Source organism: Megasphaera vaginalis (ex Bordigoni et al. 2020), from assembly GCF_900240295.1.
In the GTDB taxonomy this organism is placed as follows: Bacteria; Bacillota; Negativicutes; order Veillonellales; family Megasphaeraceae; genus Megasphaera; species Megasphaera vaginalis.
The window spans coordinates 192,165-214,210 of the sequence record NZ_OEQB01000004.1 but is presented as its reverse complement, the minus strand read 5'-3'; the positions used below and the strand labels follow the sequence as shown (position 1 = coordinate 214,210).

Genomic DNA, 22,046 nt, shown 5'->3' with positions numbered 1-22,046 from the left:
AAAATATGATATAGGAGTGATCAATATGGCTTCACAAGAAATGTACCGGCTCGGTTCGCAAAGTTCCGTGATCCGTGAACTCTTCACTTACGGCCAGGAACAGGCCGCCAAAGTAGGCGCGGAAAACGTCTTCGACTTCAGCATCGGCAACCCGACGGTACCGGCGCCGGAAGACGTTCGCCAGGCGATCATCGACATCGTCTCTTCCCGTCCGTCCGTCGCCGTTCACGGGTATACGGCGGCAGCCGGCGACACAGCCGTCCGCAAAGGGCTGGCAGACTATATGAACAAGACCTACGACGCGCGCGTATCAGCCGATAATTTCTACATGACCTGCGGCGCCGCCGCCTCGCTGACGATTACGCTGAAAGCCCTGGTCGAATCGCCCGACGACGAAGTCATCGTCATCGCGCCGTTCTTCCCGGAATATACGGCATTCATCGCCAACGCCGGCGCCAAGACAGTCATCATTCCGCCCGACACCGACCGATTCCAGATTTCTCTCGACTTGCTGGAAAAGGCGATTACCCCGCAGACGCGGGCGATTATCATCAACTCGCCGAACAATCCGTCAGGCGTCGTTTACGCTTCGGAAACGTACGAAGCGCTGAGCGTCCTGCTGACCAAAAAATCGAAAGAAGTCGGCCATCCCATTTACGTGATCGCCGACGAACCGTACAGAGAAATTATTTACGACGGCCTGCCCATCCTCTACGTGCCCAAGTATTACAGCAACACGATCATCTGCTATTCTTACAGCAAATCGATCTCCCTGCCGGGCGAACGCATCGGCTATATCCTGGTTCCCGATTGTGCCGCCGACAGCAAAGCCGTTTACACGGCAGTCTGCGGCGCCGGACGCTCGATGGGCTTCGTCTGCGCGCCTCATCTCTTCCAGGATGTCGTCTTGCGGTGCCTGGGCCGGACCTCGGATATCTCCATTTACGACGGCAATCGCCGTCTTCTTTACAACGGTTTGAAGGAAATGGGCTATGACTGCGTTTACCCCGGCGGCGCCTTTTATCTCTTCGTGAAATCGCCGGAAGCCGACGCCAACAGCTTCTCCGCAAAGGCGAAAGCCTTGAATCTCCTGATCGTTCCGGCCGACAGCTTCGGCTGCCCCGGCTATGTCCGCATTTCCTACTGCGTCGACCCGGAAATGATCAAACGGTCGCTGCCGGTATTCCAAAAGCTGATGGACAGCTACCGTTGAAAAAAGGCGCTACATTCTTATGAAATCAGGTGATGCAATGGATTTCCATGCAGAATACAGGCAAAAACTGGTCACCGCCGAAGAAGCCGTAAAGGCCGTCAAATCCGGTGACTGGGTCGATTACAGCCAGTGCTGTTCCTTTCCCGAAAGTCTCGACGCCGCGCTGGCCCGGCGCCGCGATGAATTGACGGACGTCAAGATCCGCCACGCTATTTCGACCAAAAAAGTACAGGTCGTCGAAAACGATCGTGAGCATCAGGCCTTCACGTACAACCTCTGGCACTGCTCCGGCCTGGATCGCTCCTATCTGGACAAGGGCTTGGCCTATCACGCGCCGATGCTTTTCCGCAACTGCGGCTCCTATTATACGCGCGGCACGGCTCCCGTCGATGTCGCCATGGTCACCGTCGCGCCGATGGATAAGAACGGCAATTTCAATTACGGCCTGACCAACTGCTGCCAGCAGGAATTGCTTGACGCGGCGCAGACGATCATCGTCGAAGTCAATCGGAACATGCCCGTCATCAGCGGCATCGCCAATGACCACATCCATATTAGCGATGTCGATTACGTCGTCGAGAGCGACGTGCCGCTGGCCACGCTGCCGAACCGCGCGCCCAGCGAAATCGATCAGCAGATCGCCGCACATATCTTCCCTTATTTGCACGACGGCATGACTTTACAGCTCGGCATCGGCGGCATGCCCAATGCCCTGGGCGCTCTTATTGCCGCATCGGATCTGAAAGACCTGGGCATGCACACGGAACTGATGAGCGACGGCTATCTGGAACTCTACAAAGCCGGCAAGATCACGAACAAAAAGAAAGTGCTCAACCGCCATAAAGGCGTCTTCTCCATCTGTATGGGAACGCCTGAGCTGTATGCGTTCCTCGACTGCAATCAGGCGATTCTGTCGGCGCCGATGGCGTTCGTCAACAATCCCGCCGTCATCGCCGAACTCGACGACTTTATCTCCATTAACAGTTGCATCGCCATGGATCTGTACGGACAGATCTGTTCCGAATCTTCCGGCACGCGGCAGATCAGCGGTACAGGCGGACAGCTTGACTTTGTTACCGGCGCCTATGCCGCGGAACACGGTCGGGCCTTCCTGGCCATGCCGTCCATGTACGTCGACAAAAAAGGCGTTCGCCATTCCAACATTTTGCCGTACTTTACGCAAGGCGATGTTATTACGACGCCGCGAACCCAGGCGCCATACATGGTAACGGAGTACGGCATTGCCGAACTCAACGGACTGGCGACGTGGCAACGGGCGGAGAAAATTATTTCTCTGGCTCATCCCGACTTCCGCGAAGAGCTGATCAAGGCCGCCGAAGCCCAGCGAATCTGGCGGAAGAGCAATAAAAGATAGTACCAATCAGCATTCACCATTTTTCCACCCCATAAACGAACAAAGCCCTGCCGTGTAATCACGGCAGGGCTTTGTTCGTTTATTCGCGTTTAAAGGCAGCGCTGCGGCTGCCTGGCAGACAAAAAAACAGATACCCTCTGCCGGAAGAGGCGCGGGAGTTTGGGAGTTCGGAAGTTTTGCGCCCCTCACCGGCAGAACGTATCGCCTTACCTTCTCTACAGAAGGCCCCTTTATTTTGTCAGAAAAATATAATGATACTTGAAACAAATATTAAACAAAAGTTAAAATTTAGTGTATCATAAATTTACGGAGGGGAGTTATATGACGATCAAAAAACGACTCATCTTGTCCCATCTGCTGGTGTTCATCGTACCGATCCTGATGACAGTCGTCGTCCTGGTAACGATCGCCGCAGGGCTCTGGAAATTCTCGCAAAGCAATAATCACGTCGCCGTGGAATCGACGCCGCAATTCAATTATATTTCTCAGGCAGTGCATCACATCTTGCTCCGCGCAATGGAAGGCGACCCGTCGCAAGAGGAAAATATGACGTGGCTGCTGCATATTCTCGAACCGAAGCAGTCGTATATCCTTGCGACTAAAGACGGCCGGCCCTTTTATACGTACGGCGACAAAACGCTGCACCCTTTAACGGCGCATATTGCCGGCAAGGCGGCGGCAGCGACGGGTAAGAAAGAAGTATATACGGAAACGACACCGACGACATGCTATTACTATGAAACGGGCACGATAACCGGCAGCCCTTATACGCTCTGTATGGTCAGCAAACAGATGCTCTACAGTACGGACCGCGCCATAGAGAACGCGACGCGGCAAGGCCTTTGGGTCATTTTGATCTCCTTCGTGCTGATTTTGCTGCTGACCATTATTTTCCTGTCTCACTTTATCATGCGCCACATCCTGCCGCCGCTGCAAAAGTTACAAGACGGCGCCGAAGAAATCAAAAACGGCAATTTACAGGTACAGCTTCATCATACGGCGCATGATGAATTCGAAAAGCCCCTCGCCATGTTCAATGTCATGACCGCCGCACTGCATCATTCTCTGGAAGCGCAGACCGCGGCGGAGTCGGCCAGGAAGGAACTGCTCGCCAGCATCTCTCACGATCTCCGCACGCCGCTGACATCCATCAAGGCTTACGTCGAAGGGCTCCTCGACCACGTCGCCCGGACACCGGAACAGCAGGAACGGTATTTGCAGACGATCAGGCGGAAAGCCGACGACATGGACCGCATGCTGGATCAACTCTTCATGTTTTCGAAGCTTGACCTGCCTACATTCGGAACGGAGCTTCAGCCGCTGGCGCTAAGCCAGGTCGTCACAGGGCTCCTGGAAGCAAACGAAGCGGAATGGCGACAAAAAGGAGCCGTCATCGAAACGGTCCTCGATCCGACTGCGCGCATTGACGGCGACGCCGCGCTCTTGGAACGGATCCTCACAAATCTGATCGCCAACAGCATCAACTATAAAACGGCGGATACGGTACACATCGTCATCACCACCGCGGTCACAGACGCTGCGGCAACGCTTTCCGTCACCGACGACGGCCCCGGCGTCGCCGTCGAAGACCTGCCCAAGCTGTCGGCCCTGTTTTTCCGAACGAACAGGGCCCGCAGCGACGTTGCCAAAGGCAGCGGCCTCGGTCTTTCCATCGTCACCAAGGCCGCCGCCAAAATGCGGGGCCACACGCAGTTTGCCGCCGTACAGCCACACGGCCTCGCCGTTTCAATTACCTTTCCGCAAAAGGAGGCGGTCCGTAAATGAACGAAAAAATTCTGATTATTGAAGATGATTCAGATATTGCCAATATTGAAAAAGATTATCTGGCCATGAACAACTACGACGTCACCATCGTTACTAACGGCGACGCCGGCATCAGCGCCGCGATAAACGGCGCCTACGACTTGATTCTCCTTGACGTCATGCTGCCCGGACCGGACGGCTTCAAGGTCTGCCGGGCTCTGCGCGATGTAATCGACATTCCCATCGTCATGGTCACGGCGAAGCGGGAAGATATCGATAAAATTCGCGGTCTCGGCTTCGGCGCCGACGATTATATCGAAAAACCGTTTTCACCGACCGTCCTCGTGGCCAAGGTAAAATCCCATCTGGCTCAATACGCCCGTCTGAAAGGCGCGGCGGCGCATGCCAAAACGGTCATCCGCTTCGGCGCCGTGGAATTGCACCGGGACACGCATGCCGTCTTCGTCGACGGCATCGAAAAAAACTTGCCGAACAAGGAATTCTCCCTGCTGGAATTCTTAATGCTCAACGCCGACGTCGTCTTTAGCCGCGACACGCTTTACGATCGCATCTGGGGTATGGACTCTCTCGGCAATACCGCCACCGTACCGGTTCATATCAACCGGATCCGCGAAGCCATCGAAGCGGATCCGGCCAATCCGGTCCACATCCTGACGATCTGGGGTGTCGGTTATAAATTCAAACCGTAAGCGGGTGGAAGGACCGACACGTGTAAATAACGGCAGGCGGCAAATTATGTAAGGTAAAGGAAAGGCGTACAGACGGAAAAACACGGTGAAACCGGCGATACATCTGCGTGGAATATTGATAGGCGACAAAGAGCCCGCCGGCGGCAAGGGAATGATCTACAGCCTGCAGCACCGCTTCCCGCTCTTCTTCTCCGAATACGGCAAAGGGCAGTCCCGAAATGATGCAATCCGCATCTGTCAGCCCGTAGTATCGCAGAATCTCCGGCAGCGACGCCGCTTCCTTTCCATAAAGGAAATCCGGATACGTCCGCATCAGCTGCCGCCGCATAACATCGTCCTGCTCAATGACGACGACACGGCATTGTCCGGTCTTATGAGCCGCTATATACTGCGTAAACACACCGGTCCCCGCCCCCAGTTCAACGACAGTGCGCAATTCTTGCCACGGTACGTCTTGGAACATCTTTTCCGTCAAATACCGGGAACTCAGCGTCAAGCTGCCGATTTTACGCGGCGCCTGCAAAAACTTTTTAAAGAACTGAAATCGCTCACTCATGACGAATCCTCCCTTGCTGTACCGTAAACAGCTGCCGAAAACGGTTGCCGAGGCGCTTCGAAACCTGCCAGACGACACTGCCGATGCTGACTCCCAAGACGGCGCCGGCCAAAACATCTGTCGGATAATGCACAAACAGATAAAGGCGGGAAAAGGCCACAGCGCCGGCCGTTATCAACGCCGCAATGCCATAGCGCCGCCCCAGGCCGGCGTATAAGACGGCAGCCGAGGCAAAAGAAGCCAACGAATGACCGGACGGAAACGAATAGTCCGACGCGCTCGCGACCTGCACCGCCGTCATCACATCAGGATAGACGAAACAAGGCCTGACGCGCATGACCAGATGCTTCAACACCCCCGGCCCGATAATGACGCTGCCGATCAGCGCGGCAAAAAGAATATAGCCGAGACGGCGCGTAGCCGGACGCAGGATCAGTCCGATCCCGATCGCTACCCAAAGGTACTCCAGGTAGCTGACGCCGATCATGACCGGCGTCAGCTGCGAATATACGAGATGGTTCTGTATCCAGAACAATATCTGCGTATCTGCCAATTGAATCATTTCCATGACGTGTCCTCTTTCTGCCGAATCAATCAGGCGACATCGATATGCAATACTTCACCGGTAACAGCGTCAATCTGTATCTTGTATTTCACGCTGTCGCTCTTGCACGAAATGTCATAAATCGGCCGGAAAGAGGGCTTGCTGTTTACGGCTGCTGCCGGAACTGCCTGCGGCGCTGCCGTCACAGGCTGTGTGTCGCCTGTTACCGGATTCTGCCGCAACGTCTGTTCGTCCCGGCGTTGTTCGCCGCCTTTCTTCTTGCCCTCATGCTTTGCATGTTTTTCTTCCTTGTCTGTATCCTTCTTTGCTCCTCCTACGGAATCGCGCAACGCAATTTTGCCGTAAGTCACGTTATTTTCATCAAGACCGAGCGCTTGCGCCGTTAAGGATCGGATCTTTCCTTCATCCAGCAGGACAAGGCCTTTCTTTTCCGCTTCCAGCGCGACGATTCTCGTCTGCGCCGCGACGGCCTGCGTCTTTTCCACATCTTTCTGATGGTGCTTCCAGGCGGCGCCGCCGCCTGCCGCGATAGCGACAACGACAAGTACGGCGGCAATTCGTTTCATTACCTTTTTCGTACAAACTTTTTTTACCTGTTCTGCAGCGTCCTGTATGTTTTGCTTATCCGTAATATTTTTCATGATCTATTCCTCCTTGGCGAGAACAATGATTTGTTTTTACGCTTCAGAGTATACAGACCAGTTCTAAACAATCGTTAACAAAACAAAAAAGCTTTGCTTACGTTTTCCAAACGATTAAAGGGCAAATCGATAGCCTGCGCCCCACACGGTCTGAATGTATATCGGTTCCTGCGGATTCGGCTCGATCTTCTCCCGAAGGCGATTGACATGTACCATGACCGTCGCATTGTCGCCGGCGGCATCAAAGCCCCAGATCTTCTCGAACAGGCGGTCTTTGCTGAAAACGATACCGGCATTTTTCGCCATGAAAAGCAGGAGTTCGAACTCTTTATGCGTCAATCTGATCTCCTCTCCGTCCCGAAAGACCCGATAGGCATCGGGCTGTATTTCCAACCCTCTGACGCTGATCACCTGCTGTTCGGGTACGGCTTTTGTCAGGCGTTCGTACCGTCCCAAGTGCGCTTTGACCCTGGCAACCATCTCGCCGGGGCTGAAAGGCTTCACCATATAGTCATCGGCGCCCAGTCCCCGGCCGCGAACCTTATCGATCTCTTCCCGCCTGGCGGAGACGATGATGACGGGAATATCCCGTTCTTTGCGCAATTCGCGGCAAATATGAAACCCGTCAAGTCCGGGCAGCATGATGTCCAGGATGACGAGGGAAACGCTGCTGTCCAGCGCCTGCCGCAAGCCTTCTTCCCCGTTAACGGCATGAGCGACCGTAAAACCGTTGGCCTCCAGATAGTCCCGTTCCAATTCAAAAATATTACTGTCGTCTTCTACGATCAAAATCTTCATCTATGCTTCCCCCTTCTCCAGCGGCAGAACAACGACAATCGCCAGCCCTCCTGCAACGGACCGTTCCGCCCGGACTCTGCCGCCCATGGCTTCCGTAATCTGCCGGACAATAGCCAGTCCCAGGCCGCTGCCTTTGGCAACGTTGCTGCGCGCCGCATCGGTTCGATAGAACGTGTCGAACAGCGCCGGCAATTCTTCCGCCGCGACGCCGGCGCCGTCATCGGCAAAGGTCAGAACGACGTCTTCTCCCTTGCAGGTCAAGGCAATCTCTACGTGAACGAATTCCGCCTGCTTATATTTCAAACTGTTCGATAAAATATTATCGACAAGCCGTTCGAATTGTACTCTGTCAATCTGTACTGTCACGCTTTCATCCGTATTTCGCAGCGATAACAGGAGCCCCTTTTCCGCCAGCGCCTCCCGCCGCTCGCCGACATAGTCGGCAAAATAGTCTCGCAGCGATACCGGCACGAGACAAAAAGCCGTCTGCCCCAAATCGAGTTTGGAAAAGACCGACAAGCTTTCTACCAATTTTTCTAACGTGCAGGCACTTTGCACGATTTTTTCCACATAATGGCGGCGCTTTTCCTCCGTTTTCGCAATACCGTCCAGTATACCGCTGGCATACCCTTTCAAACTCGTCAGCGGCGTCGCTAGGTCATGAGAAATGCCGGCGATCATGATCTTGCGGTTTTCCTCGTATGTCTCCTGCCGCTGCTGCGCTTCCAGAAGCTTCAGCCGCATTTGCTCAAAATCTTTGCAAACGGCGCCGATCTCATCTTGTGCGGCTGCCGGCAAAGGCTGGTTCAAATTGCCGCGACAGATTTCCACCGTCGCATCCTGCAACGCCGCCAACGGATTCAGAATCTGGTCCGACAAAAGGCGCGACAAATAGATTCCGACAGCGATGATCTGGATAATAGCCAGCCCGATAATAATGATAAAGATCACTTCGGCGCCCTGTCGGATCCGCTTTCCCGTGAGACCCAGAAATTCCCCTTCTCTGACGGTTCCGGCGGCGATTATGCGGATAGGGTTATTTTTGGCGGTATAGCGGAACGTAAAGTCTTCATCCTGCCAGGCAGCCTGCGACGACGTCCCGTTTTCGCCGCGTTGCAGAGCCGCCGCTCCCGGCGAAGCATAAACGAGCCGTCCTTCTTTCTCGATTAACACGCGAACACCCATATCTTCCAGTAAGGCGCAGTCCTCCGCTATATCTTTCAAGCGAAATCCGTCTTTACGCTCCGCCTTGTCGCGTAGCGACGCCGCGGAAAACTGGACCAGCAGCTCCGGCCCTTTTTCCGGCTACAAAATAGCCAACGCCCGCGGCGGTACAATTCCAGAAAACTGAAAAACGGCAAAAATCCCCGTACCGAGCAGAAAAAGCAGCGCCACCGGTATGACGACCATCAGGAAATTGGCCAGAAAGAGACGGCGGCGCAACGGCATATCTCCTATGCGCAGGTTCACGACAATCACATCCTTTCCCTACGGTATCGTTCCTCGGACCGCGTGACTGACGGCGGGCCGGCAACGATACGTCCTTCTTCAGTATAATCGAACATCCTTTTCTTTTTCTAAACCGAAGTTAAAGAAATGGTAAACATATTGCAAAAAGAATGTCGTCCCGCTGTCCACGGCAGAACCACACTCTCCTCAAAGCTATCCTCTTCACTTGCTTTCAAAAAACGCTTTATATGCCAAATAGGCGCTGTACGCATCGGCTTTGGCCACAAGTTCGAGCGGGGCATGCATGCTGAGCATCGCTACGCCGCAGTCGACGACGTCACAACCCCAGTCGGCCATAATATAGGCGATCGTTCCGCCGCCGCCCTGGTCCACCTTGCCGAGCTCGCCGGTCTGCCAAGGCACGCCGGCGGCATTGAAAATCTGCCGGACTTTCGCTAAAAATTCGGCGTTGGCGTCGTTGCTGCCGGCCTTGCCGCGAGCCCCCGTGTATTTGCAGAGGCAGATCCCGCCGCCCAGCCTGGCCGCATTGTCTTCTTCATACGCCGCCGGAAAAACGGGATCGAGGGCGGCGCAGACATCAGCCGAAAGAACTTCGCTGCGACGCAGCGCGCGGCGCAGATAAAGAGACTCTTGCCGCCCCTGCAGCGCCAAAAGCTCTGCCGTAAAGTCGAGAAAATACGAAGACTGAACGCCCGTATTGCCGACGGAACCGATTTCTTCTTTGTCGGCAAAAAGGGCGACCTGCGTCCTCGCACCGGCTCCGGCATCAAGGATGGCCGCCAGATTGGCATAAGAGCAAACGCGGTCATCATGACCGTGGGCCATGATCATCGAACGGTCAAGGCCCACGTCACGGCTCTTCTGGGCGGGAATGATTTCCAGTTCGGCACTGGCAAAATCCTCTTCTTCAATGCCGTACTTTTCTTTCAACAGCGCCAAAATCGCCGGCTTTGTCTTTTCCTCCGTGCCGTTGATGCCGACAATAGGCATCAGCATTTCGCCCTCAATAGCCTCATTCAATTTTTTGGCCGCCTGATCCTTGCCGAGGTGAGGTAACAAGTCGTTAATATAAAAAACGGGATCGTCCGGCGCGTCACCGATGGAAATGTCGATCTTGCCGCCGTCGGCCGTATAAACGACGCCGCTGAGACTTAACGGCCGGCAGACCCATTGGTACTTTAAAATACCGCCGTAATAGTGGGTTTTGAAATAAACGATCCGGTTCTGTTCGACGACGGGAACCGCTTTAAGATCCAGCCTGGGGCAGTCGATATGGGAACCGACGATCTTCATGCCCTTTTCGATGGGCTCCGTGCCGATCACGGCCAGAATGACCGATTTGTCTTTCTGGTTCCAGTAAACCTTATCACCGGCGTGAAGCTCCGTAAAACGGTCAAAAGGCCGGAACCCGGCGCTTTCCGCCTGGCCGATAATCTCCCTGTTGGCCAGCCGCTCCGTCCGCGCCGTATCCAGGAAAAGACGGTAATTTTTACTGTATTCTTCCATCTGAACCCGCTCTGTTTCAGAAAAACGGGCCCAAACGTTATTTTTTTTATCATAGCTCTTCATAAAATTTCTCCTCCATGGTATAATTAATCAATTTCTCAATAATGTACCTGCTGTCATCCGATATCGGTACTTATATATAGTTAATTATAGTATAATCTCACAAAAAGGGAAGAGGATTCGGGGGGATCTCCATGACGGTAAAAAAAGATAAGTTACGGGAATTAGTAGAAAAATATGCAGAGCGGATTCGCGTCCTGCGACGTACGATCCACGCTCACCCGGAAACATCGAATGAAGAGTATCAGACGGCGGCGCTCCTGGCGGCGGAAATGAAAGAACTCGGCCTCGACGTCAAAACCGGCATCGGCGGCAACGGCCTGATCGGTACGCTGCACGGCAGAAAACCGGGACGAACGGTCGCCTTGCGAGCCGATATGGACGCCCTGTCGATCAGCGAAGCGACGGAACTTCCCTTTGCCTCACGCCATGCCGGCAAAATGCACGCCTGCGGCCATGACGGCCACATGAGCATTCTCATGGGCGCGGCCCATGTCCTCAACGAATTGCGCGACACCTTTGACGGCGACATCATTTTCGTCTGCCAGCCGGCTGAAGAAAATTCGCCGCACGGCGGCGCCAAAAGCATCGTCGCCTCCGGCGTCCTCGACGGCATCGACGCCATCTACGGACTCCATGTCTGGCCGACGCTGCCGACTGGCCAAATCGGCGTCAAAGCCGGCCCTCTCATGGCCGCATCCGACCGCCTGACCGTGACCATCCGCGGCAAAGCCAGTCATGCCGCCATGCCGCACAAGGGAATCGACGCCGTCGTCGCCGCCTGCCGCTTCGTCTCCGCCGCGCAAGACAGCATCAGCCGCAAGATCAATCCCCTGGCGCCGGCAGTACTCACGTTCGGTAAAATCACCGGCGGCACGCGCTACAATATCATGGCCGACGAAGTCGTCATCGAAGGTACCTGCCGGACCTATGACAAGGAAACACAAGCCGTGATTGAAGGACATTTGCAGAACCTGATCCGAGGCTTCGACACGATCTACGGAACCGAAAGCGAGCTAGCTTACGAAAAAGGCTACGGCGCCGTCGTCAACAGTGCGGAACAGGCGGCCTTCGCCGCCGCCGTCGCCGCCGAACGCTTCGGCGAAGAAGCGTTGCCGGCAATCACCGAGCCGGCCATGACGGCAGAAGATTTTTCCGGTTATCTGGAAGTGTATGACGGCGCCTTTTTCTGGCTCGGCGCGACGGCTCCCGGCGCCGTCGTATACCCGCTGCACAACGAGCGCTTCAGTCTCGACGAAGACTGTCTGCCCGTCGGCGTCGAAATGCTGTCGGCTCTGGCCTTGGCGGCTTTAAAAAAGTAAAACACCGATCGCGTTGCAGTTTTATTTTACGCCGCAGAGGCGGCTTCGCTTTTAAAAATATTATTTCGCAAAAAAAGGAAAATCACCTCAGCATAACGAATCATATAAGTAACGTGATTCATAGGAGGCGATTTATTGATGAAAGAATATGCAAGCGATAAAATCCGTAACGTAGCTGTACTCTCTCATGACGGTGCCGGCAAGACGGCAGTCGTTGAATCCCTGCTTCTCGCCTGCGGCGCCGTATCCGGTGTCGGTACAGGCAAGGATAACAAACACATCATGGATTTCGAACCGGAAGAAATCAAACGGAACGTGACGATTCAACTAGGCATCGCGCCCTGCGAATGGCAGGGCTACAAGCTGAATTTCCTCGATACGCCGGGGTATTCGGAATTTTGCGGCGAAGTCCGCGCCGCGCTGCGAGCCAGCGACGGCATCCTGCTGGTCGTTTCCGCCGAATCGGGTGTTGAAATGGATACGGAACGGGCCTGGGATTACGGTATCGAACTGCAGCTGCCGCGCATGGTCTATGTCAACAAAATGGATGCCGAACACGCCGACTTTTTCGGCTGCCTCGAAAAAATGCGCGCCGTCTTCGGCAAATCAATCATGCCTTTGCAGATACCGATCGGTGAAGGCAACGATTTCCGCGGCATTATCGACGTCTGCAAGATGATTGCCTGGGAATGGAAAAACGGCAAGGCGGAAGAAATAAAAGTGCCGCCTGAATACATGGCCAAAGCCCGCGAAGTACGCGAAATGTGCATGGAAGCCGCCGCCGAAGGCGACGACGAACTGCTGGAAAAATATCTCGACGGCCAGGAACTGACCTTGGAGGAATTGCGGCAAGGACTGCGGCAAGGCATGCTCACGGGGCGCGTTTGCCCTGTCATGTGCGGCAGCGCCACCTACCATATCGGCACGACGGAACTCTTGGGCCGTATCATTCGCTACATGCCCGACGCGTCACAGAAAGTCATGATGGGCACGGATAAAAAAACAGGCGATCCCGTCATGATGTACCCGAACAAACCCTTTACCGGTTTTGTCTTCAAAACGCTGATCGATCCTTTCGCTGGCAAGCTGAGCTACCTGCGCATCTTCTCCGGTGAATTGAAAGACGGCGACAAACTGTACAACGTCACCCAGGATAAGGAAGAAAAACCGGGCAAGCTTCTCACGCTCGTCGGCAAAGAACAGGTTCCCGTCGAAAAAGCGACTGCCGGCGACATCGTCGTAATCCCGAAGTTGTCCAACGCCCGTACGGGCGACACATTCGCCACTGCAGAAGCGCCTGTCGAATATGATCCCATCCGCTTCCCGCAACCGCTCCACACGGTAGCCCTCGTACCGGAGAAAAAAGGCGAAGAAGAAAAACTCACCAATGCGCTGAACCGCATCGGCGAAGAAGATCCGACGTGCCAGGTCACGAAAGATACGGAAGGCCACCAAGTCCTGCTGCGCTGCATGGGTGACGTTCACCTCGACCACATCATGAATAAAATGGAACGGAAATACGGCGTCAAAGCAATTCAGCAGGAACTTTACATTCCTTATCGCGAAACGATCCGCGGTACCGTTACAGTAGAAGGCAAGCATAAGAAACAAAGCGGCGGCCACGGGCAATTCGGCCATGTTTTCCTCCAAATCGAGCCGCTGACGAACGGCGAGGAATTTGAATTTGTCGACGCCATCTTCGGTGGCGCCGTACCGCGCCAATATATTCCTGCCGTTGAAAAAGGCGTTCGAGAAACTCTGGCCAAAGGGCTGCTGGCAGGCTACCCCATGATCAACGTCAAAGTAACCTTGACAGACGGCTCCTATCATCCTGTCGACTCGTCGGAAATGGCCTTTAAGGTCGCTGCGGCGCAAGCGTTGAAAAAAGGCGTCCCCGATGCCAAACCGGCTATTCTTGAACCGATTTACAATGTCGATGTCGTCGTACCCGAAGAATTCATGGGTGACGTCATGGGCGATTTCAGCGGCCGTCGCGGCCGCATCCTCGGCATGGAACATCATCGCAACCGCAACGGCATTATCGTCGTCAAAGCCCAGGTTCCCCTGGCCGAAATGAGCGGCTATGTCACGGTGCTGCGCTCCATGACCCAAGGCAAAGGCACCTTCAACATGACCTTCTGCGCTTATGAAGAAGTACCGAAAAAGACGATGGACGAAATCATTGAAAAAGCAGCTACCGAATCAGAAGAATAAGTCCTCCTCTCACGTTTTCCCGGCATATGATTCGAAAATATGCCGGGAATTTTCATTGGCTTATGCATTTAAAGTATGATTAAAAGGCATTTCTTTCTTGTATATATGTACCAAAAGTTTTATAATAATATGTGAAATACAGAACTTAATCGTTTTATTAATCACAGAAAGGTTTGGTGAAAAGAAATGTCTCAATGGACAGATATGTACCGCCAAAAGCTGACGACTCCGGAAGAAGCCGTAAAGGTCGTTTGTTCCGGCGAATGGGTAGACTACGGAATGGCTACGTCGCAACCGATTTTACTGGATAAGGCCCTGGCCAAACGCAAAGGCGAACTGAAGGACATTAAAGTGCGCGGTTCCTTCTCTTTTGCGCCTCGTGAAATCGTAGAATGCGATCCGACTCGTGAAACCTTTACCTTCATGAACTGGCACATGAGCGGGTATGACCGCAAGTTATGCGCAAAAGGGCTGAATAACTTCATTCCCATGTGTTACCGCAACGAACCGTCCATATACCGCGATCTCCTCGACGTGGACGTTGCCATGATCACCGTAGCGCCGATGGACAAAAACGGATTCTTCAACTTCGGGCTGAACATCTCCGCCACTGAACAGATCACCAAAAAAGCAAAAAAAGTCATCGTCGAAGTCAACGAAGCAATGCCTCGCGCCTTAGGCGGCCGTGGTGAACACATCCATATTTCCGATGTCGACGCGATCGTTGAAGCCGGCAACATCCCGATGCCGACGATTCCCTTTACAACGGGTGACGAAATCGACCAGACCATCGCCAAACTGGTCGTCAACGAAATCCCCAACGGTGCTACGCTGCAGCTCGGCGTCGGCGGTTTACCGAATTCTGTCGGCGCCATGATCGCCGATTCCGATCTAAAAGACCTCGGCATGCATACGGAAATGCTCGTCGACGCTTTCTATCTGATGTACAAAAAAGGCCGTCTCACGAACAAGCTGAAAGCTCTCGACAGAGACAAAGCCGTCTGGGCCTTTGCCGTCGGCTCGCAGGACCTCTATGACTGGGTTGACGACAATCCCTTCTTGGCAGCATTTCCCGTCGATTATGTAAACGATCCCTGCGTCATTGCGCAGATTGATAACTTTATTTCCATCAACAACTGCATTGAGCTCGATCTCTTCGGGCAAATCTCTTCCGAATCATCCGGTACGAAACATATCAGCGGCAGCGGCGGTCAACTTGACTTTGCCGACGGCGCTTATCGTTCCAAAGGCGGTAAGAGTATCATCGCCTTGCGCTCAACCTTTATGAACAAGAAAACGGGCAAAGCCGAATCCCGTATCCGTCCGACACTGATCCCGGGCACGACCGTTACGGATCCTCGCTCGCAGGTAAACTATGTCGCTACAGAATACGGCATCGTCAATCTCATGGGCGCATCGACCTGGGAACGTGCCGAAAGACTGATCGGCATCGCACACCCCGACTTCCGCGAAGAACTGATCAAGGAAGCGGAAGCCATGAATATCTGGCGTTACAGCAACAAACGCTGAGGCAGGGCTGTAAGAAGCAGGCTGAGGACGATTCCTCAACCTGCTTTTTTTGCCTGCTCCGCAGCGCAGTGCAGGCCCGGACTTTGTGTCCGCCCTTGTATTCTTCCTCCGCTTATGCTAAAATATAAAGGCTTGATTAGGTCAGGCATCTTCCTGCCCTTTTTTCGTGAAGGGCCATATGTCCAAAAGAGGAGGTGATTTCGTGAAAAAGTACGAAGTCATATTTATCGCAAAACCGCTTGAAGAGGCTGAAGTCGATCCGATCGTCGAATTCGTCAGCAATCTTCTGACAAAGAACGGTGCAACAATTGAAAAGGTTGATCGCTGGGGTAAACGGCATCTCGCGTATCCTGTCAAAAAACAGAACGACGGATATTACACCTTGATCAACTTCGAAATCGAGCCGTCTGCGATTTTCGAAATTGACCGCGTCATGAAAATCCGTGACGAAATTTTGAAACACTTAATCGTTAAGATCGGCGAATAATCGGAGGCGCAAAGGCATGAACTCAGTACAATTGATGGGCAATTTAGCCCGTGACCCTGAAATTCGTTTTACGAAAACAGGCAAAGCTGTCGCCAGATTCACGGTTGCCTGCACACGCACGTACGTGCCGGCAGGAAGCCAGGAACAGCGCGAATTAACTGATTTTATTCCTTGTGTTGCCTGGGGTAATTTGGCAGAAAGCTGTGGCAATAATCTCGCCAAAGGCAGCCGTGTGTTCGTCGAAGGCCGCATTTCCGTTCGTTCCTACGAAACAGCGGAAGGCCAAAAACGGTACGTCACGGAAGTCGTCGCCGACTTTGTCGGGCAGACCTTGGGAAGCGATTCCCGTCAGTTCAGTGCCCAGCCGGCATCGCCGCAACAGGGTCCGGCCTCGTCCGGAAGCGGGTTTGACGGCCTTGGCAGTGATTCAGACGAAGAAATCCCGTTCTAACCATGCCAAATATCCCTTTTATATTCTAGAGGGAGGAAACTATACATGAGAAGAGATCGTTCAAGAAGACCGAGAAGAAAAGTTTGCAACTTCTGCGTCGATCATGTTGATGAAATCGATTATAAAGATATTGCCAAACTTCGCCGTTTCACGACAGAACGCGGTAAAATCTTGCCGCGCCGTGTTTCCGGCGTCTGCGCCAAACATCAGCGCAAACTTACGATCGCCATCAAACGGGCCCGCGCTATCGCCTTGCTCCCGTATACGGCGGAATAAGACAAAAAAAGACCATCTGACGGTGGTCTTTTTTTATTTCGTCCTTCAAGCGGGCACATACACGGAGAGAAAGGACGGCAGGATCTCGAGACGCAACGGAAAAGCCGGCCCGGCGTCACCGTCAACGTTGCTGGTCAGCGGTTCCTGGTCCATGAGCGAAACGGTCACCTTGGAGACTGTCGATAAATACATGTATTCGGAACTGAGAGGCATGCCGGCCAAGATTTCCGGCACCGTCTTGACTAAATCCAAATACGTAAAATCCTTAAAAACGGCCAGCCAGATCTTGCCGTCGTTAACGCGAGCCTGCGGCGCCAAATTGCGGAAGCTGCCAACCGAATTCGTCAACATGGCAATGACCAGCGGCGACCGATGAATAAATTCGCCCTTTTCCGTCGTAATCTTAAAAAGCGACGCTCTGTGCGTCTGCAGCGCTTTCAGTCCCGTCAAAAAATACGCCAGCGGTCCAAGCCGCGTTTTCTGCTCGATCGACACATTGCTGACAGCTTCCGGCATAATGCCGGCAGCAACGGTATTGACGAAATACCGGTCATTAACTTTGCCGATATCGACCTTTACGGTCTTCGTCTTTTTCAGCATGGCGATCGCCGCTTCCGGATGAAGGGGAATGCGGAGCGCCCGTGCCAAATCGTTCACCGTACCCATGGGAATAAAACCGAAATTGATTTCCTGCCGGGCCTGCGCCAAGCCGTTGACCGTTTCATTGAGCGTCCCGTCGCCGCCCATGCAAAAAACGGCATCATAGCCGGCTAAAGAAGCTTCCCTGGCCCATTCCGTAGCATCTCCCGCCTTGCCCGTTTCCCGCAGTTCCACTTCTGCAAACATCGTTCGCAGCTGGTCGTATAAATTTTCTTTGTGGTATTTGGCCCGCTCTCTTCCGGCAGTCGGATTGACAATTAAGATGGCCTTAGTCAATCAAATTCCCCTCCTCAAAGGTAATGACGTCGTATTATTTTATTATATCCGTATCCTTCCCGTTTGAGAAGAGCCACATTGTAAAATGCATAGGGCCTGTGCTATAGTGAAGATGTCTAAAAACCGCAGAAAGAAGGGATTATCATGTCATTCTCCTACCATGCCGGACTGTATCCGTATCCGTCGCGACGCGAAGTCGTCTACGGCCGCAAGGGAATGGTCTGCACGTCGCAGCATTTGGCGGCACAGGCCGGCCTCGATGTGCTGAAACAAGGCGGCAACGCTGTCGATGCCGCTCTGGCCACGGCTATTTGCCTGACCGTTCTCGAACCGACGAGCAACGGTATCGGCAGCGACCTTTTTGCGCTGATCTGGACGGGCGGAAGGCTACACGGGATCAACGGCAGCGGTCCGTCTCCGGCGCTGCTGACCAGAGACCGCGTCACAGCCGCCGGGTACGACGCAATGCCGCTGCGGGGCTGGCTTCCGGTCATGGTACCGGGCGCCCCGGCGGCGTGGGCGGCAATCCATGACCGCTTCGGCCGCCTGCCCTTCGAGCGGCTCTTTGCCGCCGCCATCGCCTACGCCGAAGAAGGGTATGCCGTAATGCCGACATTGGCGGCAATGTTAGCGGCTGAATGGGACGCCTTCTCCGACTTTCGCGCGCAGCCCGCCTTTGCCGGCCTTTTTTCCGTTTTTTATCCGACCGGAAAGCCTGCCCAACCCGGCGATCTGCTCAAATTGCCGGCCTTAGGCCGCACGCTGCGCAGTCTCGCCGCCAGCCGCTGCCGCAGTCTTTACGACGGTCCAATCGGAGCTGCCGTCGCCGCCTTTTCTCTGCAAACAGGCGGTCTCCTGCGCCAAAGCGATCTTGCCGCTTATCAGCCGCAATGGGTAGACCCGATCTGCACCAACTACCGCGGTTACGATATTTGGGAAATGCCGCCGAACGGACAGGGGCTCGTCGTCCTCATGGCTTTGAATATTGCGTCCCGCATGACCTTTGCCCAACGCGATACCGTCGACACCCTGCACCGACAAATTGAAGCCATGAAGCTCGCTTTTACAGACGGGAAAACCCATATCGCCGATCCGAACTGCATGAAAACGAACACAGCCGATCTCCTTGCCGATGCCTATGCCGAAAAACGCTACCGTGAAATAGGCGCCGCCGCGCTTTTGCCACAGCCAGTCGATGCCGATAACGGCGGCACCGTCTATCTCTGTACAGCCGATGAAGACGGCACCATGGTCTCTCTCATTCAGAGCAACTTCGCCGGTTTCGGCTCCGGAATTGTCGTCCCCGGCTACGGCATTTCCCTGAACGACAGAGGCAACAACTTCAGCCTCGACACGGCCAGTGACAATTGCGTCGGACCTTCCAAGCGGTCATACCACACGATCATACCCGGATTCGTCACGAAAAACGGCGATGCCGTCGGCGCTTTCGGCGTCATGGGAGCTTTCATGCAGCCGCAGGGACAATTTCAAGTGCTGATGAACACCATCGACTTTCATCTTAATCCGCAGGCAGCGCTGGACGCGCCCCGTTGGCAATGGCTCGGCGGCAAGAAAATCGAAGTCGAGCGGGGCATACCGCAAGCGCTTATTGACGGACTCACAGCCAGAGGTCACGAAGTCTCCGTCAATGCCGATCCCCTGCCTTACGGCAGAGGACAAATCATTTGGCGCAATGAAGACGGCGTCTTAACAGGCGCTACGGAACCCCGTGCCGACGGCGTCGTCGCCGCCTGGTAAGCTACGGGCGCAACAGCTGCCCGTCAATAGATAGGGAAGGCCGGCGCTGCAATCGCGCCGGCCCTTTTTTAACGGCTATGTCCAACTATTTCGTCCTTATATCATCAAAAAACCGTCACTCCCTATTTGTCGCAACAGTGATGCGCCCCGCCCATATCCGCAAACGACCCGCAGTTTCATCAGTCCTGTCAGCGGCGATGGGGCGCCCGATGATGCGGCGGCGGGCTCACGCGGCGAGGCGGCGGACTCATACGATGGCGGTGCGAATGACGCCAACGCCAATCGTCATCCCAGCCAAATCCCCAGCCGAATAAAACGGGAAGATAATACGCTTGCGATTGCCGGAGACGCGTATAGTAGTCTTTCGGCACGACAAAAATATCGACAACATCATTTTTTACCAGATTTCCGACCGTAATTTGTGCCGCTATCGCCGTTTTTCCACAGGCAACGGGCGTGATGACGCCGTCACTTGAAACGGCGGCAACGGCGTCGTTCAAGCTGTGCAACGCTACCGCGCAGGGTACATTGCCGGGTACAGCTACGGCCAACGCGCCTTGCGTACCTAACGGAATTTTCCCGGGAACAGCCTGTATCCTTACTTTTTGCAATAACGTTGCCGCCGACCCGTAAATCAGCTGCGTGTCCCCTTCACTGCGGACACGCCAGACATTCGTGCCGTCTTTGGCCGTCAGGTACTCGCCCAGTCGTTCCCGCGTTGCCTCGTCATAGGTACAGACGCGATAAAAATATTTATCGCGAAGTTCTTTGTCCACGCGGTAATAGTGTTTTCCGCTCCCTTGATCCAATCCGGTAAGCGTTGCCGGTAACTGTTCAATGCGCGCCGTAAGCTTAGCGTATGTCGTTCCTTTCGTAAGATAATAGTCGTCAACTTTCGGCAAGTTGACGGCCGGATCCGTTACGGCGCCCTGCCGTTTTGGCTGTGTCGCTGCCGTCGCCGACGGCGCGGTGACGACGGTTACCGCCGTATCGGCGGCAAGGGACGTCGCACCGCCCGGAACTGCCAGCCAAAAGGCTGCCGTTACAGCATATATCTGCCATGTTTTCATATAAAAACCTCCTCATTCGGCGGGTATATACAAATTGTATCATACTTTTTGCCGCCGTGATGGCTATTTTTTAAGGATATTTGACATATGTCATTTATATTTCTATAATAAAGACGATGCATTCTGAAAGGAGGTGTCTTCCCATGGCCAGACCGTCGCGTTGCCGCAAGGTTTGCGCCTTGCCTCAGGTCGATGAATTTCTCCCGGCAGACGAGAAAAAAATGCGGCCTACTGTCGTTATGACCGTCGATGAGTACGAGGTTATTCGCCTCATTGATCTCGTCGGTCTGACACAGGCGCAATGCGCTGTACAGATCGCCGTTTCCCGCACAACCGTAACCGGTATCTATGAAACGGCGCGCCGCAAGCTTGCCGATGTCGTTATCCATGGAAAACGCCTCCTGATCGAAGGCGGCAATATCAAAACCTGTCAACGGGCCGCCACGTGCCGCGCACTCTGCTGCCGTGCCGCCCTTGGGAGAGCAAAAGGAGACGATAGAAATGAGTGAAAACTGTAATCAAAGCTGCTCCAGCTGCAGCAGCAACTGCAGCAGTCGCAAAGAACCGCAAGATTTATTGGCAAAGCTTCACGAAGGCAGCCAGGTCAAGCATGTCATTGCCATAGTCAGCGGTAAAGGCGGCGTCGGTAAATCATTAGTTACCTCTCTGCTGGCAACGCAAATGCAGCGGCAAGGGTATAAGACGGCCATTTTGGACGCCGATATTACGGGGCCGTCCATTCCGACCACCTTCGGCCTCCATAAGCGCGCAAAAGGCGCGGAAAACGGCATTTATCCCGTAGAAACGAAGACCGGTATCAAAGTCATGTCTATGAACGTTCTCCTGGAAGATACGGGCGATCCCGTCGTCTGGCGCGGCCCCGTCATTGCCGGCGCCGTTACGCAGTTCTGGACCGACGTTCTCTGGGGTGATATCGACTACATGTTCGTCGATATGCCGCCCGGTACCGGCGATGTTCCCTTGACCGTATTCCAGTCCCTGCCGATTGACGGCATTTTCGTCGTCACCTCCCCGCAGGAGCTGGTTTCCATGATCGTGGAAAAGGCATTGCGCATGTCGGAGTTGATGAAAGTCCCCGTCCTCGGCCTGATCGAAAATATGAGTTACTTCGAATGTCCCGACTGTCACAGCCGTCATGAGATTTTCGGGCCGAGCCGCGCCGACGCTTCGGCGGCAAAATACGATATCCCCCACGTCGCCAAACTGCCGATCGATCCGAATTTCGCAGCCCATTGCGATAAAGGCGAAATCGAAACATACGGCGCAACGTATTTGGAAGACACAGCCGCTTATTTGACCGGCATTTTCGGTAAATAAGCAAAA

The 22,046-nt window shown here is 54.1% G+C and carries 22 protein-coding genes; 13 read left to right on the top strand and 9 right to left on the bottom strand.

The annotated features are described in order from the left end of the window. Nucleotides 1-25: 25 nt before the first annotated feature. The 4 genes from C0977_RS06805 (at nt 26) to C0977_RS06790 (ending at nt 5,062) form a co-directional block, all read left to right on the top strand. A complete protein-coding gene (locus C0977_RS06805; RefSeq protein WP_023053130.1) occupies nt 26-1,213 on the top strand; it encodes a pyridoxal phosphate-dependent aminotransferase in 1,188 nt (395 codons plus the stop codon). Nucleotides 1,214-1,250: 37 nt separating this feature from the next. Continuing rightward, on the top strand, nt 1,251-2,588 hold the full coding sequence (locus C0977_RS06800) for an acetyl-CoA hydrolase/transferase family protein (protein WP_036242476.1): 1,338 nt from the start codon (nt 1,251-1,253) through the stop codon (nt 2,586-2,588). Between the two features lie 321 nt (nt 2,589-2,909). Continuing rightward, on the top strand, nt 2,910-4,373 hold the full coding sequence (locus tag C0977_RS06795; RefSeq protein WP_101912856.1) for a sensor histidine kinase: 1,464 nt from the start codon (nt 2,910-2,912) through the stop codon (nt 4,371-4,373). After that, the gene (locus tag C0977_RS06790; protein WP_023053138.1) at nt 4,370-5,062 is read left to right on the top strand and encodes a response regulator transcription factor; all 693 of its coding nucleotides are present in this window, start codon (nt 4,370-4,372) and stop codon (nt 5,060-5,062) included. The genes C0977_RS06795 and C0977_RS06790 overlap by 4 nt, the downstream gene beginning before the upstream one ends. Here C0977_RS06790 and C0977_RS06785 read toward each other — a convergent pair. The 7 genes from C0977_RS06785 to C0977_RS06760 all read right to left on the bottom strand — a co-directional run bounded on the left by C0977_RS06785 (nt 5,052) and on the right by C0977_RS06760 (nt 10,661). After that, complete coding sequence (locus C0977_RS06785; protein ID WP_101912855.1) at nt 5,052-5,618, bottom strand: class I SAM-dependent methyltransferase; 567 nt, start codon at nt 5,616-5,618, stop codon at nt 5,052-5,054. The two genes, C0977_RS06790 and C0977_RS06785, sit on opposite strands and share 11 nt — an antisense overlap. Next, nucleotides 5,611-6,186: a phosphatase PAP2 family protein gene (locus C0977_RS06780; protein WP_101912854.1), complete on the bottom strand. Its 576-nt coding sequence runs from the start codon at nt 6,184-6,186 to the stop codon at nt 5,611-5,613. The genes C0977_RS06785 and C0977_RS06780 overlap by 8 nt, the downstream gene beginning before the upstream one ends. A gap of 26 nt (nt 6,187-6,212) precedes the next feature. Continuing rightward, nucleotides 6,213-6,824, bottom strand: coding sequence for a hypothetical protein (locus C0977_RS06775; protein WP_101912853.1), 612 nt, complete (start codon nt 6,822-6,824; stop codon nt 6,213-6,215). A 114-nt stretch (nt 6,825-6,938) separates the two neighbouring features. Then, nucleotides 6,939-7,622: a response regulator transcription factor gene (locus C0977_RS06770; protein ID WP_101912852.1), complete on the bottom strand. Its 684-nt coding sequence runs from the start codon at nt 7,620-7,622 to the stop codon at nt 6,939-6,941. Beyond that, entirely contained in the window at nt 7,623-8,846 is a 1,224-nt protein-coding gene (locus tag C0977_RS06765) for a HAMP domain-containing sensor histidine kinase (protein ID WP_234987594.1), read from the bottom strand. An 81-nt stretch (nt 8,847-8,927) separates the two neighbouring features. After that, nucleotides 8,928-9,092, bottom strand: coding sequence for a hypothetical protein (locus C0977_RS11160; RefSeq protein WP_234987593.1), 165 nt, complete (start codon nt 9,090-9,092; stop codon nt 8,928-8,930). A 201-nt stretch (nt 9,093-9,293) separates the two neighbouring features. Then, entirely contained in the window at nt 9,294-10,661 is a 1,368-nt protein-coding gene (locus tag C0977_RS06760) for an aminopeptidase (RefSeq protein WP_101912851.1), read from the bottom strand. Between the two features lie 131 nt (nt 10,662-10,792). On the opposite strand from C0977_RS06760, the gene C0977_RS06755 reads away from it, so the two are divergent. From C0977_RS06755 to rpsR, 6 genes are all read left to right on the top strand, one after another. Continuing rightward, nucleotides 10,793-11,980 carry a M20 metallopeptidase family protein gene (locus tag C0977_RS06755; RefSeq protein ID WP_023053136.1) on the top strand — a complete coding sequence of 396 codons (1,188 nt, stop codon included), beginning with the start codon at nt 10,793-10,795 and terminating at the stop codon, nt 11,978-11,980. A gap of 138 nt (nt 11,981-12,118) precedes the next feature. Continuing rightward, nucleotides 12,119-14,194, top strand: coding sequence for an elongation factor G (gene fusA, locus C0977_RS06750; RefSeq protein ID WP_023053121.1), 2,076 nt, complete (start codon nt 12,119-12,121; stop codon nt 14,192-14,194). A gap of 186 nt (nt 14,195-14,380) precedes the next feature. Further along, nucleotides 14,381-15,724: an acetyl-CoA hydrolase/transferase family protein gene (locus C0977_RS06745; RefSeq protein WP_101912850.1), complete on the top strand. Its 1,344-nt coding sequence runs from the start codon at nt 14,381-14,383 to the stop codon at nt 15,722-15,724. A gap of 202 nt (nt 15,725-15,926) precedes the next feature. Further along, nucleotides 15,927-16,211, top strand: a complete 285-nt coding sequence (rpsF, locus tag C0977_RS06740; RefSeq protein WP_023053152.1) for a 30S ribosomal protein S6 — start codon at nt 15,927-15,929, stop codon at nt 16,209-16,211. A gap of 16 nt (nt 16,212-16,227) precedes the next feature. After that, entirely contained in the window at nt 16,228-16,662 is a 435-nt protein-coding gene (locus tag C0977_RS06735) for a single-stranded DNA-binding protein (protein ID WP_023053146.1), read from the top strand. Between the two features lie 45 nt (nt 16,663-16,707). Continuing rightward, nucleotides 16,708-16,938: a 30S ribosomal protein S18 gene (rpsR, locus tag C0977_RS06730; protein WP_023053149.1), complete on the top strand. Its 231-nt coding sequence runs from the start codon at nt 16,708-16,710 to the stop codon at nt 16,936-16,938. A gap of 45 nt (nt 16,939-16,983) precedes the next feature. Here the strand turns inward: rpsR and C0977_RS06725 are convergent, their stop codons facing one another. Continuing rightward, entirely contained in the window at nt 16,984-17,874 is an 891-nt protein-coding gene (locus tag C0977_RS06725; protein ID WP_101912849.1) for a diacylglycerol/lipid kinase family protein, read from the bottom strand. Nucleotides 17,875-18,018: 144 nt separating this feature from the next. Here C0977_RS06725 and C0977_RS06720 point away from each other — a divergent pair, with 144 nt between their 5' ends. Further along, on the top strand, nt 18,019-19,632 hold the full coding sequence (locus C0977_RS06720; protein ID WP_101912848.1) for a gamma-glutamyltransferase family protein: 1,614 nt from the start codon (nt 18,019-18,021) through the stop codon (nt 19,630-19,632). 188 nt (nt 19,633-19,820) lie between these two features. On the opposite strand, the gene C0977_RS06715 is transcribed toward C0977_RS06720, so the two are convergent. Continuing rightward, nucleotides 19,821-20,702 (bottom strand): hypothetical protein, encoded by an 882-nt coding sequence (locus tag C0977_RS06715; protein ID WP_101912847.1) that lies wholly within the window; start codon nt 20,700-20,702, stop codon nt 19,821-19,823. 143 nt (nt 20,703-20,845) lie between these two features. On the opposite strand from C0977_RS06715, the gene C0977_RS06710 reads away from it, so the two are divergent. Both C0977_RS06710 and C0977_RS06705 read left to right on the top strand, forming a co-directional pair. Further along, nucleotides 20,846-21,211, top strand: coding sequence for a DUF134 domain-containing protein (locus tag C0977_RS06710; RefSeq protein ID WP_101912846.1), 366 nt, complete (start codon nt 20,846-20,848; stop codon nt 21,209-21,211). Continuing rightward, nucleotides 21,204-22,040 carry an Mrp/NBP35 family ATP-binding protein gene (locus C0977_RS06705; protein WP_101912845.1) on the top strand — a complete coding sequence of 279 codons (837 nt, stop codon included), beginning with the start codon at nt 21,204-21,206 and terminating at the stop codon, nt 22,038-22,040. Before C0977_RS06710 ends, C0977_RS06705 begins: the two co-directional genes overlap by 8 nt. The last annotated feature ends 6 nt before the right edge of the window (nt 22,041-22,046 follow it).